9 protein-coding genes and 2 pseudogenes are annotated in these 13,536 nt (G+C 50.3%); 7 read left to right on the plus strand and 4 right to left on the minus strand.

From position 1 onward, the window contains the following. Positions 1–13: 13 nt before the first annotated feature. From KRAC_RS42455 to KRAC_RS42475, 5 genes are all read left to right on the plus strand, one after another. Entirely contained in the window at positions 14–1,300 is a 1,287-nt protein-coding gene (locus tag KRAC_RS42455; RefSeq protein ID WP_007918050.1) for an MgtC/SapB family protein, read from the plus strand. Positions 1,301–1,589: 289 nt separating this feature from the next. Beyond that, positions 1,590–3,194, plus strand: a complete 1,605-nt coding sequence (locus tag KRAC_RS63630) for a pentapeptide repeat-containing protein (RefSeq protein WP_007918052.1) — start codon at positions 1,590–1,592, stop codon at positions 3,192–3,194. A gap of 122 nt (positions 3,195–3,316) precedes the next feature. After that, entirely contained in the window at positions 3,317–5,026 is a 1,710-nt protein-coding gene (locus KRAC_RS42465; RefSeq protein ID WP_007904300.1) for an IS1634 family transposase, read from the plus strand. A gap of 117 nt (positions 5,027–5,143) precedes the next feature. Beyond that, complete coding sequence (gene tal, locus KRAC_RS42470) at positions 5,144–6,277, plus strand: transaldolase (protein WP_007918055.1); 1,134 nt, start codon at positions 5,144–5,146, stop codon at positions 6,275–6,277. 96 nt (positions 6,278–6,373) lie between these two features. Further along, positions 6,374–7,528 carry a Kelch repeat-containing protein gene (locus KRAC_RS42475; RefSeq protein ID WP_007918056.1) on the plus strand — a complete coding sequence of 385 codons (1,155 nt, stop codon included), beginning with the start codon at positions 6,374–6,376 and terminating at the stop codon, positions 7,526–7,528. A 127-nt stretch (positions 7,529–7,655) separates the two neighbouring features. Here the strand turns inward: KRAC_RS42475 and KRAC_RS77035 are convergent. The 3 genes and pseudogenes from KRAC_RS77035 to KRAC_RS72535 all read right to left on the minus strand — a co-directional run bounded on the left by KRAC_RS77035 (position 7,656) and on the right by KRAC_RS72535 (position 9,292). After that, positions 7,656–7,909 (minus strand): annotated as a pseudogene (locus KRAC_RS77035) (UBP-type zinc finger domain-containing protein). Between the two features lie 147 nt (positions 7,910–8,056). Further along, positions 8,057–8,632: an elongation factor P gene (locus KRAC_RS42480; RefSeq protein ID WP_007918062.1), complete on the minus strand. Its 576-nt coding sequence runs from the start codon at positions 8,630–8,632 to the stop codon at positions 8,057–8,059. Between the two features lie 498 nt (positions 8,633–9,130). Next, positions 9,131–9,292 carry a hypothetical protein gene (locus KRAC_RS72535; RefSeq protein WP_157507818.1) on the minus strand — a complete coding sequence of 54 codons (162 nt, stop codon included), beginning with the start codon at positions 9,290–9,292 and terminating at the stop codon, positions 9,131–9,133. 387 nt (positions 9,293–9,679) lie between these two features. On the opposite strand from KRAC_RS72535, the pseudogene KRAC_RS42485 reads away from it, so the two are divergent. Together KRAC_RS42485 and KRAC_RS42490 are read left to right on the plus strand one after the other, a co-directional pair. Continuing rightward, positions 9,680–10,114, plus strand: a pseudogene (locus KRAC_RS42485) (NAD(P)/FAD-dependent oxidoreductase); the annotation flags it as partial. Between the two features lie 408 nt (positions 10,115–10,522). Continuing rightward, positions 10,523–12,391 (plus strand): sensor histidine kinase, encoded by a 1,869-nt coding sequence (locus tag KRAC_RS42490; protein WP_007918068.1) that lies wholly within the window; start codon positions 10,523–10,525, stop codon positions 12,389–12,391. Between the two features lie 185 nt (positions 12,392–12,576). On the opposite strand, the gene KRAC_RS42495 is transcribed toward KRAC_RS42490, so the two are convergent. After that, a complete protein-coding gene (locus tag KRAC_RS42495) occupies positions 12,577–13,395 on the minus strand; it encodes an IS6 family transposase (protein ID WP_007918069.1) in 819 nt (272 codons plus the stop codon). Positions 13,396–13,536 lie beyond the last annotated feature (141 nt).

Consider the following 13,536-nt stretch of genomic DNA (forward strand, 5'->3'; position numbering starts at 1 on the left):
ACGAGGAATAAAAATGGATGCGCCTTTACTGCTGACAGCAAAAATCGCGGCATCAGCATGTATTGGCATGCTCATTGGACTGGAACGTGAATGGGCACATAAAGATGTTGGTGTGAGAAGCTTCACCATAGCCACATTACTGGGAACGCTCTCCTGGTTGGTGTCTCCCACACTGGCATACGTACAGATCGGGATAGTGGTAGCGATTTTGCTTCTAGTCAATGCACATGCTCTATGGAACGGAGAAGTTCCTCCAGAAATCACGACCTCCCTCGCTTTGGCGGCGGCAAATGTACTGGGGATTGTGATAGGGATGGGGATTTTTTTCCTTGCATTCGCAAGTGCTCTTCTGGTTACAGCTTTTCTCTCCTGGAAAACAGAGTTTGTTACATTAACCAGCAAATTGAGCGTAGCTGAGATTCGCGGCTTGATACTCTTCGGTTTTATTACAGTGGTGGTCTATCCATTGCTTCCTGACCAATTTATCGACCCTTGGAAAGTACTTAATCCGCGTTCAGTCTGGCTTACCGTCGTCATCGTGTCTGGGTTAAGCTTTGTGAACTACGTGTTACTACGCCAATTTGGCACACGCGGCATACACTATAGCGCGGCCCTGGGCGGATTCGTAAATAGCGCGGCAACAGTGGTGCTTCTAGGACAAGAGGCTCGTGACGATCCGGTTATGGCTACTACAGCACCAACCGATGTGGTGCTCTCCGATCTGGCCATGATTTTACGTAATCTAGTACTCGTCATCATTTTCGCTTTTCCCGGGAGTATTCAAGCAAGCTTAAAAACCGTAATAGTGTTGGTGCCAATGATGCTGGCAACGGGAATTGTGGTCATAGTTGATCTTCTGGGTTTCCAGAGAGCAAAATGGGGGAATGCTCAACAGCCTGAACGAGAAGAGCCGCAGGTTCGGCAGCTCAAGTCGCCTCTTGAGCTACGTGAGGTACTAGGCTTTGGCGTACTTTTTTTCTCATTAACCGTAATAAGCAGAGTAGCCAACCTCCTGTTTGGAACCATTGGCTTCCTGGTCGCAGTAGTAGCAGGCGCCTTGGCGAGCGCGGCTTCTTCCTCGGTCCTTATAGGCCTACAATTAAACAGGGGACACATTACTGGTTCTTTAGCCGCACTCGCGATGTTTCTGGCTACCCTGGTGGGACTATTAGAAAATGTAGTCATCTTCTGGTTGATCACGCGCAAGCCCGGTCCAAGCCTGCGCCTCCTCCTGCTTACTACTCCAATCGTGCTCATCGGGCTCCTGTCGATCGTAGCAGCAATAGCTCTTAACAGGTAATAACGGGTACATCTAGCAAATCTGTGGGTGAAAACTCTGCCCCTTTCATTACGATGCTACCTGACTACTACCTCCAAACGGTGTCTGTTTCGATTTTGAGTTATTCCCAAGTTCATTTTTTGTAGATCGAGATGGTATACTAATAAAGGACTTTGAATACATCATTAGTATGTCGTTTGTATTTGAGATTTATTTATGATCGGCAAAGAGACTAAATAGGCACCCAGATTGAATGAGAGCCCCAGTTTTTTCATGTTTATCCCAGCGAAGCAGTTATTAGGAAAAAACTATGCCTACTAATGAAGAAAACGAGAAAAATGCAGGCGTGAGAAGGGAAAGTGGCAATCAGCGGGATGCAGCGCGAGATGCTATCTTCTCTACATCTCCCCTGAAGAATGCAACCAGGCAAGAGTACCAGGAACCCTGGAATATTGAGCCCGAGATTGAGCAGGAACGCCAGGAACAATTATCCCGCTATCTTGCAACAGTTCCGGACATCATACACTGCCTTTATCCATTCAAAGGGGTAAAACTGAGCCGTGCCGATGTCGAGTGGCTGCTTTCAATATCCATGAAAGGGAGGGGGCCCGGCGATGGCGATGATGAGCGTCGAGAGCTCCATCCGGGGTTGGATCTACGAGGTGCGGATCTAAAGTTTGAAGACCTGCACACCCTTCCACTGGCACGCCTGCGCGGTAGTCTTACCAGCAAAGAGTGGGATGAAGCTACCGCGGAACAACGTGCCGCCGCAGCAGTCCTGCTCACGGGGGCCAATCTGAGTGAGGCTCACCTGGAGCAAGCTGACCTTATCGGAGCCCACCTGGAGCATGCCTCACTGTATGAAGCGCACCTGGAACAAGCAAACCTCGCCAGGGCCTACCTGGAGCGTGCATTCCTCGCTAGAGCATTTCTAAAGAATGCCAACCTGAATGAAGCTAATATGGCAAAAGCCGATCTAAGTGAGGCATATTTACAAAACGCTAACCTCGTAGCAGCGCGCCTGGAGGGGGCATACCTTAATGGAGCGCATCTAGCGAAGGCTGACCTGAGCGCAGCGCGCCTGGAAAAAGCCTATTTGAGTGCGGCCTATCTAGAGCAAGCCAATCTCAGTGTCGCACATCTAGAGGAAGGGTACCTCAATGGGGCCCATTTGCAGAAGGCGAACCTGAGTGGGGCTCATCTGGAGGGAGCATACCTCAACGAGGCATTTCTGGAGGGAGCAACTCTGTACAAGGCTCACCTGGAGCGAACCTTTCTCTATAAGGCCCACCTGGAGGGGGTCAAACTCAGCGGGTCACATGGCGTGGACACACAACTGAAAAATGTTTCGCAAAGCGGTGAGCCGCATATTGGCCCTTCGCTGGCAGACACACAATGGGGCAACGTTAATCTCGCCATCGTGCAGTGGATACAAATAGACATGCTTGGTGATGAATACGAAGCACGACAGACCCTACACGCGGGGAAGAGAAAAGACAAGGTCACCCGGTTGGAGGAGTATGAGGCGGCGGTGCGAGCCAATCGTCAGCTCGCCGTCGCGTTGCGGGCACAGGGACTCGATGAGGAGGCGGCGCGCTTTGCCTACCGCGCGCAAATCTTGCAACGTATCGTCTTGCGGCTGCAAGGTAAGCTTGGATCATACCTCTTCTCAACCTGCCTCGACCTGCTCGCAGGCTATGGATATAAGCCTGGAAGGAGCCTGCTTGCCTATCTCATCGTTATCTTCTGCTTCACTTGTCTCTATCTATTCATCCCCTCTGCCCATCTTAGCTGGGACGAGGCACTCGTTTTAAGTGTGGTCAGTTTTCATGGACGTGGCTTCTTGCTGCCAAACATGTCATTGGGAGACGCCTTCGCGCGACTGGCTGCCATAGAAGCAGTGCTGGTCTGTTGATCGAGGTCAGCTTTATTGCGACCTTCACCCAGCGCTTCTTGGGAAAGTGAGAGTCTGATACTCTGAAGCTTACCGTTCGCTTAAATCTGGACGCAATAACACGATTCTGATAAGCTCAAGGCATGAAAGAAGCTTTGAGCATTGAAACGGAACGAATGGATGATATTCCGTTGCTGATCACCCACATGCAGCGCATGAAACTGAGCGAACTGCTGGACAAGCACATCCCCACGCACGGCCATCGCCAAGGACTGAGCGTGGGTGAGTTGAGCGTCGTCTGGTTGGCTCATATTCTTTCGCAAGCCGACCATCGGATGAATCAGGTGCAAGAGTGGGGGAGCCGGCGGTTGGAAACCTTGCGAGGATGCGCAATGGATGGCTTGAGTCCACAAGATCTGACAGATGATCGTCTGGCGGATGTGCTGCGTCTGCTTTCCCACGACGTTCACTGGCAGGCATTTGAGCAGGAACTGATGGGACATTTGCTTCGTGTGTACGATCTGCCCGCAATGTGTGTGCGGATCGATACGACGACCGCCAGCAGTTATGCCGAGGTGAACGAGCAGGGATTGTTGCAATTGGGCCATAGCAAAGATCATCGTCCCGATCTGCCCCAACTCAAACTGGTGCTGGCCGGTTTGGACCCGCTTGGGCTGCCGCTGGCCACAGAAGTGCTCTCGGGCGAGCACGCCGATGATCCCGTGTATCTGCCCATCATTGCCCGTGTGCGTGAGGGTCTCCACCAGCAGGGATTGCTCTATGTGGGAGATTGCAAGATGGCCGCGTTGCAGACCCGCGCGAGTCTGGCTGCGCAAGGGGATTTTTACCTGTGCCCTCTTTCGGCCCTGCAAGCACCTGCAGAGCAGATACATCAGGAAGTAGAAATCCAACGCCGAGCCGGCAGCCGACTGATCGAAGTCTGTCGCGTGGACGAAAAGGGAAGCAGCATCTGCATCGCTCAAGGCTATGAAACGACCCAGATCGTGACCGCCGAGAGAGACGGAGAGGAACTTCGCTGGCAAGAGCGTCGTCTGCTCGTTCAATCGATGGCTGCTACCCACGCCGCTCGAGCGAGCTTGCAAGAGCGCCTGCAGAAGGCACAACAGGCGCTGGCTGAACTGGCTGTCCGGCGACAAGGCAAACCTCGCCTGACAGGGCGCACGCAAGTCGAAGAAGCGATCAAAGCGGTTCTCAAGCAGTTTCGTGTCGAGGGGCTCTTGCAGGTGCAGATCCAGGAACACGTCCACCAGCGTCTGGTGCGCGCCTATCGGGGGCGCTTGTCGGCAGAGCGCCGCGACCTCACCTTCACGCTGACCAGTTCGCGAGAGGAGACGGCTCTTGCCAGGGCCATGAGTCAACTTGGCTGGCGGGTCTATGCCACCAACCATCCGATGGACCACTTGACGTTGGAGCAAGCCGTCGAAGCCTATCGCGATGAATATCTCGTGGAACGCAACTTCGCTCGCCTCAAAGGCCAGCCTCTGTCCCTGGCTCCGTTGTACGTGCAACGCGATGACCACCGCATCGGGCTGGTCCGTTTGCTCACCCTGGCCTTGCGCGTTCTGACTGTGCTGGAAGGCGTGGTACGTCAACGCCTGGGCGAGCAGAAAGAGGAACTGGCTGGCCTCTTTGCTGGCAACCCCAAACGTCGGACGGCTCAGCCCACGGCTGAACGCTTGCTGGAGGCTTTCCGCGAAGTGACCTTGACGGTCATTTCTGCTCCTGGTTTTGCACAGCGGCATGTCACGCCTCTTTCTCCTCTTCAACAGCAGATTTTGGCCCTCTTTGGCTTCTCTCCTGCTGTCTATCTTGGGTTAGCTGATGATTCGTAATATCGACCTCACATTTAAGCGAACGGTAAGCTGAAGTTCTTTATTAGAGAAACGCCTAACAGGCTAGCTACGTGTTTATTTGGACAGAGTCCAGCAAGCAGAAAAGAGGATGAGGCTATGAGCAATCCATTACTTCAATTGAGGCCATTGGGACAAAGCCTGTGGTATGACAATATTGATCGTGCTCAGATCAAGTCTGGACAGCTTCACCGTCTCCTCGAGGAAGACGGCGTTGTAGGAGTGACAGCCAATCCCACGACCTTTGAGAAAGCCATACGCGCAGGGCATGCCTATGATGAGCAGATGCATCAACTGATAAGTGAGGGCAAAAGCGCCAAAGACATTTGTGACCTGTTAGTGACGACCGATATTCGCACCGTTGCTGAGATGTTGTATCCCGTCTATGAGTCAACGGGTGGACAAGATGGATTTGTCAGCCTGGAAGTCTCGCCAGAACTCGCCTATGATACCCCAAGAACACTTGAGGAAGCGCGTCGGTATTGGAATATGATTGCACGTCCAAACCTCATGATTAAAATACCAGGAACTCCACAGGGCATTGCGGCCCTTCAGCAGGCGTTGACAGAGAGCATCAATGTCAACGTGACGCTCATCTTCTCTCTGGAGAATTATCATCGGGTTGCAGAAGCATATGTAAGTGCGTTAGAGGTTCGTCTTCAGAGAGGCCAAGATATCAAACACCTCGCTTCCGTTGCCAGCTTCTTTGTCAGCCGTCTGGATGTGTTGGTTGATTCGTTGCTTGAAGATAAGATCAGGTCAACGCGTGATTCCGTAGAGCAGCACAAAATCGCCTCGTTGCAAGGGAAAGCCGCAATTGCGAACGCTCGTCTTGTCTATAAGGAGTTCAGAGAGGTGTTTAGTACAGCTCATTTTGCCTCGCTTGCGCGAGCAGGAGGAAAGATGCAGCGTCCACTGTGGGCCAGTACGAGTACGAAGAACCCGGCATATCGCGATGTGTTGTACGCTGAAGAACTGATCGGGCCGAATACCGTAGATACAATGCCTTTGGAAACTATAGAACACTTCCGTGATCATGGACAAGTTCATTTAAGTATCGAACATGATCTTGTCGAGGCGAGTAATATACTTACGTCTCTAGAGCAGGTAGGTATCTCCTATGAGAAGGTCACACAGCAACTTCAAGAAGAAGGGATACAGAAGTTTGCGGCCTCGTTCAGTGCGATGTATCAAGGAGCTCAGGACAAACAACGAGCAATGGGAACTGTATGAATGAGAACCTTCGGATCATGGAGGTAGTGATATGGTGAAACTCTAGTTCAATAAATATTACATCAAGTTATCGAAGAAATGAGGAGGAGATACGTCATGGCGGGCATCTGGGAAACAACTTGGAGGATGAATGAGGCACGTTGGGGGCATACGGCGACACTGCTACGTGATGGACGAGTCCTGGTTGCTGGCGGGAATGGGCTGGACGTGGGGCCAACCAGGTCATCCGCCGAGATCTTCGACCCCCAGACGCTCCAATGGATGCACACTGGTTCGATGAACGACCCACGGTGGGGCCATACGGCGACGCTCTTGCAAGATGGTCAGGTCCTGGTTGCCGGTGGGTACGCAGAAGCAAGGTCCGGTATGGGGATTCCGGTGCTCGCCACCGTTGAGTTATTCTCCCCTACAACCAACACCTGGAAGAGAATGCCGAACATGCTAAGCGCTCATGCAGAGCACACCACCACGCTTCTTCCTGGTGGGCAAGTTTTCGTCGCTAACGGAAACGGTGGAGTTGCAGGTGAACCCGTAATCAGCCTCGACCTGGTTGAGTGGTTCGACCCTATTACCGAGACGTGGCGTCAGAAGGCGAAGGGGAACTGTCGCTACGCCGGGACAGGTAATCTGCTCGCAGACACGTATATGCTCCTGTACAGCGGTTCGAATTATGGCGGTAAATGGGAGAATCCTGTCTTCGCGTCCAATCTCTATGATCCAGTGCATGACACCTTGGATGATACCTTGCCTCTCAAGTATGCCCGAGCCTGGCACACTGCCACGCTTCTCCCCGACGGCACTGTGCTCCTGGCTGGTGGAGGAACCAGGACAAGTGCCAACGCGCTCACCGGTCCCTTTCAGCACGCAGACACTCCAGTCGAGGAGCGCTACTATCCTATCGCACGAGAACTGCACCAGACCGCAAGCATGCAGCAGCGGCGTCACAGGCATACCAGCACCCTGCTCGAGGAAGGAGTTGTACTGGTAGCCGGGGGAAACTACTTCACTACCTCGGTAGGGGCGCCCACTGATGTGGTGAGCCTTTCTTCAGCAGAACTTTATCAAACGCTACCTGATAACCCACCCCTGGATGGAAGCTGGACAAATGGCAGTAACATGAACGAAGCACGCAGTTACCACACAGCGACGCTCCTGAATGACGGGGCGGTCCTCGTCACAGGCGGGATTCAGTTTCCCAGCAAGAAGCCCCTGGCCTCAGTCGAGAGGTTTATCTTCGTCATGCCCCGTTAAGATGAAATGGTCCGCAAATGGTGCATCACGTTTGGTCCATTCTCTGCGAAGGAGGAGCATCATCTATGCGTGGTCTGGATACTTAGGACCTCATTCTACTCAGGTCTTTACGCCAAGGCCATCCCTATTAGAAAAGCAACTCATCTACGTAGCACCAGCGCCAGCTTTCGCCAGGCTCCAGTGAGCATATGATGGGATGTAACGTCTTGTGGAAATGCTTCGTTGCATGCTTATTCTTTGATGAATCACAGCAACCAACATGACCACAGGTAAGGCATTCGCGTAGATGCACCCACGTATCTCCATCTTCAAACACTCTTCACACCCACGTGAGTGAGGCTCGACATTTCGTATTTGATCAAGATGTGTACAAGCAATCATACTTTTGCTCTCCTTAACTTTGACAATCCAGGCCCTATTATCTCTACTATGGAGATGAAACGGCACTCCTGGCACGATTCTAAGGATGTGTGTCAGCGAACTGGGTACAGGCAACCTGACAAAGTTGCCTGTACCCAGGGGATGAAGTCAAGGTGTGATGCGTTCCATATATTCTCCGTTTTCCGTGTTGACGCGGATGAGGTCACTTGGGGAGATGATGGGGGGGACCATTACGGCCAGGCCAGTTTCAAGTCTCGCGGGTCCCTCCATGATAGCGCGCCAGTAGCGCCCAACCATATCAACACTTTTTACGCGCATGATGACCGAGGGCGGTAATTCGACGCCAACCGGCTCACTGTTAAGCACAAGCATGTTGAGTTGCAGATCATCGACAATAAATTTGCTCGCTTTACCTAGCATTTCTGGTGGGAGCTGAAATTCATCGGGATCATCGGGATTGTCGGAGCCGATATCTGCGAAGTGGTAGAATTCACCATCCCAGTGGGTAAAGACGACTGCAAGGCGCTCAATCAGAACGACTGTAAGTTCGGAATGTGCATCTAGGGTTCGTTCAATCAAGTCATGTGTGCGTATGTGACGCAACTTTACCTTTACGTCTGGATCGACTTGCGCCCTGGCGACTTTCTCCCAATCGACAACCATATAGGGTTCACCTTCGATCTCGATGGCGATTCCTTTGGTTATGCCACTTGCTGTAATCATGAAGCACCCGCTTCTGCACTGTACAACCTCTCTACAAGATTTGTTGTGTAAGAGACATACCTCCTGCCATCAACACGTATGGCGATGGGGAAAGGTGTGACAGGCAACGGGTCAGAAATGTAATTCGTCGTGGATAGAAAAATTCGCGCATATGATGAGGTAAAAAAACAGCGAAAAGGATTCTCTACAAGCTTGAGCCAGAATGCCTTATAGACAGTATATTCTATTTATTCTTTATAGCATATCGTGTAGAGGAGGCATTCGCAAGCTGTAGCCTTTTCAGATAGATTATCCCTTATTTGCATTTTTTATATATTTGTGTTAGGGTTGATTTCTGACAGTGTTTCCTCAAGAGAATTCCCCTGGTATATCCTCGTAGGCTGTTCTATGGATGTGTGCGTGTTGGAAGGTATGGGTAAAGTGTGGAACAGAAGCAGCAGGTATCGTGGTTTGGGCGTATATGCCAGGCAGTGAGTGACGGCGCTCGGGGTGCGCATATCAGTGAGCAAATGCATCCTGGTTTTTTCTCCTTGACGGCGGGATCAAGGCAATGATGTCCAGGCCAAATTCGCGATGGGGCAAGGCCCATCGCCCTTCTTCTTCGGGACACTGGCGTTGGTAGTAGTTGGGACAGGCCGGCTGGATGCATTGGCGGATCACGAGAGTTAATCTCCATTGACCAGACAAGGTGGCCACGCTGTGATGGTCGTGATTGGCCACCGACAGGGGCTAACCACACTGGTCACAGTGCTCTTTCAACGGAATGAGAATCTTCTTGTGCGTCGCTTACGGCGCGGAGTTCGTCGAGCCATGCTCTTTCTCTTCTTGGGTTTGTTTGCCTGCTTCTCCTTCTAAGCTCCCCCTTCAACCCCAGTTTGCCATTCAGCAATAGAAAATTACGTGTCCTTTTACTAGCGACAAGGCATGCCTTGTATGTCCATGGTAAACAAAATCAATTCCTATATAAATATTGCTTCTATTTTTGTTAGGGTTAGATTGCTTCCAATCGAGTTCCTGTGGTGTGTATCCTAAATAAAGATGTATAACATTGTTGGTGGAGCAAACTCCGCCGGGCAGGCCGCCATCTATTTTGCGAGGTACACGCGCTATGTGACGATACTGGTACATACCGATTTACTCGCAAAAGATATGTTCTAATATCTCATCGGTACGCATGAGAAACAGACGATGCTTGCGACATCACTGTTCCTCTTTATTGGTGCGGAACCATGTACCACCTGGCTGAGGGATGTGGTAGATATCGATGAGAAGGGCTTCATCCTCACTGGCCCTGATCTGTTGTCCGACGGGCAGAGACCAAAGGGTTGGCCACTTAATCGTGATCCTTTCTATTTGGAAAAGAACGTTCCCGGAATCTTAGCTGCAGGGGATATGTGGCATGGCTCTATCAAACGTATTGCCTCTAGCGTCGGCGAAGGTGCAATCGCTGTTCTGTTTATCCATCGATACCTGAGCCAGTGAGGGGAAATACTCTACAGCTTTGTTGCCAGCGAATAATAAGAATAGGCTCTGATCCATTATGGGTATTAATAGTATGGCATGGAGAATCATATCGAGTCGCTCGATGAACGACTGAAAGAGAGGTATCATGGTTCATTCCGTAATCTATCCAGCCAATGTCCCTTCGCTATTTAAAGTTTGGGCGCTTCAAATAGGTGATACTCCGCTTTTGCCTCCACTTGTAACGGATGATATCCTGTATATTGCCACGCGGAACCATACTCTCTATGGTAGGTTCTGACGATAATTCAGTATATGCCTTTTATCACACTCTTCTGCCAACCCATACCTTTTTGCCTGAGAAGACACTGAGGGCTGGAGAACAAAAAGACTGACAGACTGCTTCTGTACCCATAAAGGACGACTACGATGAATGATCACTGGCAGGATGAGGTTTCAGGCGAGCAAGGACATGGCAAGGATCACCAGTATAACAACTTTATACCAAAGCAGAAACGGCCCAGGATCCCCGCTCCCACAAGTTTACTCAAAGCTGCCGTTGCATCAATTACAGAGGGCATCATTGTCTGTGACCCCAATGAGATGATTTTGCTGATCAATCCGGTAGCACTGGCAATGTTTGAGATCCCATCTGAAACATCCTATCTTGGAAGAGACTATAACCACTTTCTCTCTCACTATACTATCTATAATGAGGACCAGCATCCAATAGCACTGGCACAGAGATCCACCTCTGAGGATATGCAGCAGCACAACGTGACTATCAACCATCCTTCCGGGCGGAAGATATATGTAAATATTCGCTCCACGCCAATTATTGATCAAAAGAAGCAGTATAAAGGGATGATCCACGTCTTCCATGACATGACAGATCTTCGTCAAAAGGAGCTGCAGTATCAACAGAGCAATCAATCCCTGCAATCGTTGTTTTCTTTGCTCACAGCTATCACCTATCTCCCTGCCATCGTTGATCTTCTACCTCGTGAAGGGAAAGGCGCGTTCCTATTACCGCCAGGCATGCATTATATTGGGCAGCAACTTACCAATCTGGTTCATCAGGTACTACGTTGCAGGTTGGTTATGCTTCTCTCTCTTGGAGCGCCAGAAAATCATCTCTATTATGTTGCAATGAGCGGACTTACACCGGAACAAGAACAGATTCGGCGCGAGAATAGCGGACGTTATACTCTTGCGGACTTCTATGATGAGGCAAGCAGAGCGAAATTCTATTCACATGAGGTAGCCATCATACCATACACGCGTATCCATCTACCATTTCATGATCAATCCAATTGGAGTGCGTTGTTGACGTTGCATGCCCCAATATTTATTGGCAAGAATTTAGCGGGAATCTTGCTCATTGCCAGAAGCAACACCGGCAACATCTATACGCCTGAAGAGATTACGTTAGCAAAATCTGTTGCCACGCTCATAACACTCGTGATCGAGTGCGTCAATGTGTTGAATCAATGGAACGGAACGCATGGCAAAGCACTCATGCGTCAGGAAGCAGATCAACTCATTAATGAATTTTTATATCTTGCTAGCCATGAGTTAAGGACGCCTCTTACCGCAATTATAGGTAATATCCAGTTAGCCCAGCATCGTTTAGATGTTTTACAATGCCAAGTAAAGGATCACCCAGAGATTCTAGTGAAAAGAATCGAACACATTCGCCAGCCTCTAGAGCAAGCTAATCAAAGTGCTCACCTGCAAAAGCAGATGATTCAAAATATGCTAGATGATGTTAGTATTCAGACACATACACTTACGTTACACATGAGGCGATGCGATCTGAGCCAGATTGTTCAGGAAACCGTGAAAGAGCAGCAGGAGCAAACACCAGATCACACAATTCTTCTGGAAATCATATCTTCCAACAAAGAAATCCCCATTATTGCCGATGAGAATTGTATTCGGCGCGTTATTACCATTTTCCTGAAAAATGCCCTTACATATTCACCAAAAGACTGCCCTGTGCTTACTCAAGTATCGAGGGAGGACTCATTGGCACGTGTTGCGGTGCACAACGATGGTGCAGGAATTCCACTACAAGAGCAAGAGCACGTGTGGGAACGATTTTATCGTACCCAAGGGATTGCGGTGCAACATGAATTAGATCTAAGTTTAGGCTTAGAACTCTACATTTGTCAGGCTTTTATTGAATATCATCATGGTCGTGTTGGTATGCAAAGTGTCCCTGGTCATGGCACAACATTCTGGTTTACACTACCTGTCGTCGAGACTTCTAAAGATGAAGCTGACCAATCCTCATAGAAAAAAGCCCTCATAATCGAAGAGCCACACTATAAGTTTACTAATTCTTAAAGCCATGTCGCATTCTGGCTCGACATATCAAGCTGGATGCATTTATAAGTATCTATATATCACAATTACAGGATGTGTCAGAACTGAGAATCAAGTAGACGATATGGCATGTTGAATCCATTCAACCGATGCTTTTAGGCTACCAGATCCATGGCTTTCAAGGCATCCAATCGTTGGCAGAAGAGACGACGCTGGTCAGCAAGAGCAACGTGTTGGTTCATGGTGGCACGATACCGGAAGAACTGACGTACCTCGTCAAACGCCCAGCAGAAGCGTGATGCCGACGCGAAGCTTCCAAAACCACGCATCGGGTAGTACCGCTGTTTGATACCACGGTGGTCTTGCTCCAATCGATTGTTGAGATACGGATTACAGCGGTGAATGACGCGCGTGCCAAGCGTTTCACGAATGGCACGCGGATAGGAATTATGGCCATCGGTTGTTACGCGTTGTGGAACGTCACCAATGACCTCGACGGCTTGCTGGAAAAAGCGCTTAGCCGCCTCCATGTCTCGCTTCTCGCTCAGCATTGAGTCAACCAAGTTGCCATCCCGATCGATGGCGCGATACAGATAACACCACGTCCCATGTACTTTGACATACGTTTCATCCACATACCAGGATCGTCCTGCTTGTCCGCGTCGTTTGGCTCGCAGTTGCTTTGCAATCAGCGGAGCGAACCGCGCTTCCCAATCTCGAACGGCTTCATGGGTGAACACAAAACCTCGTTCAAGAAATATCTCAGCCAAATCCCGCAAGCTCAGCTTGTAGCGCAGCCGCCACAGCACAACGAGCAGGATAAGATCAGTGGGATATTCCAAAAAGTTGAAGGGGGTACCAGTACGCTCATTGAAGATACGATGGCACCCTCGGCAACGGAACGTCCGATAGCCCAGCGTGGTTTTCTTGTTCTGTTCCTTGGTGGTCACTGACAAGCAGTACGGGCAATCCATGGGGCACGCCTCCTGAAACTCTGTGTGAGATGATCAGTCTATCACATCTTGGAGGAACGCTGCTTGGGGTCTTATTCTCAGTTCTGACACATCCTCTGTCTGTTCTGGAAGATCTGCCATCGGGTCGCTCTCCTTCAGAGC

The sequence above is a fragment of the Ktedonobacter racemifer DSM 44963 genome (assembly GCF_000178855.1).
GTDB classification, from domain to species: domain Bacteria; phylum Chloroflexota; class Ktedonobacteria; order Ktedonobacterales; family Ktedonobacteraceae; genus Ktedonobacter; species Ktedonobacter racemifer.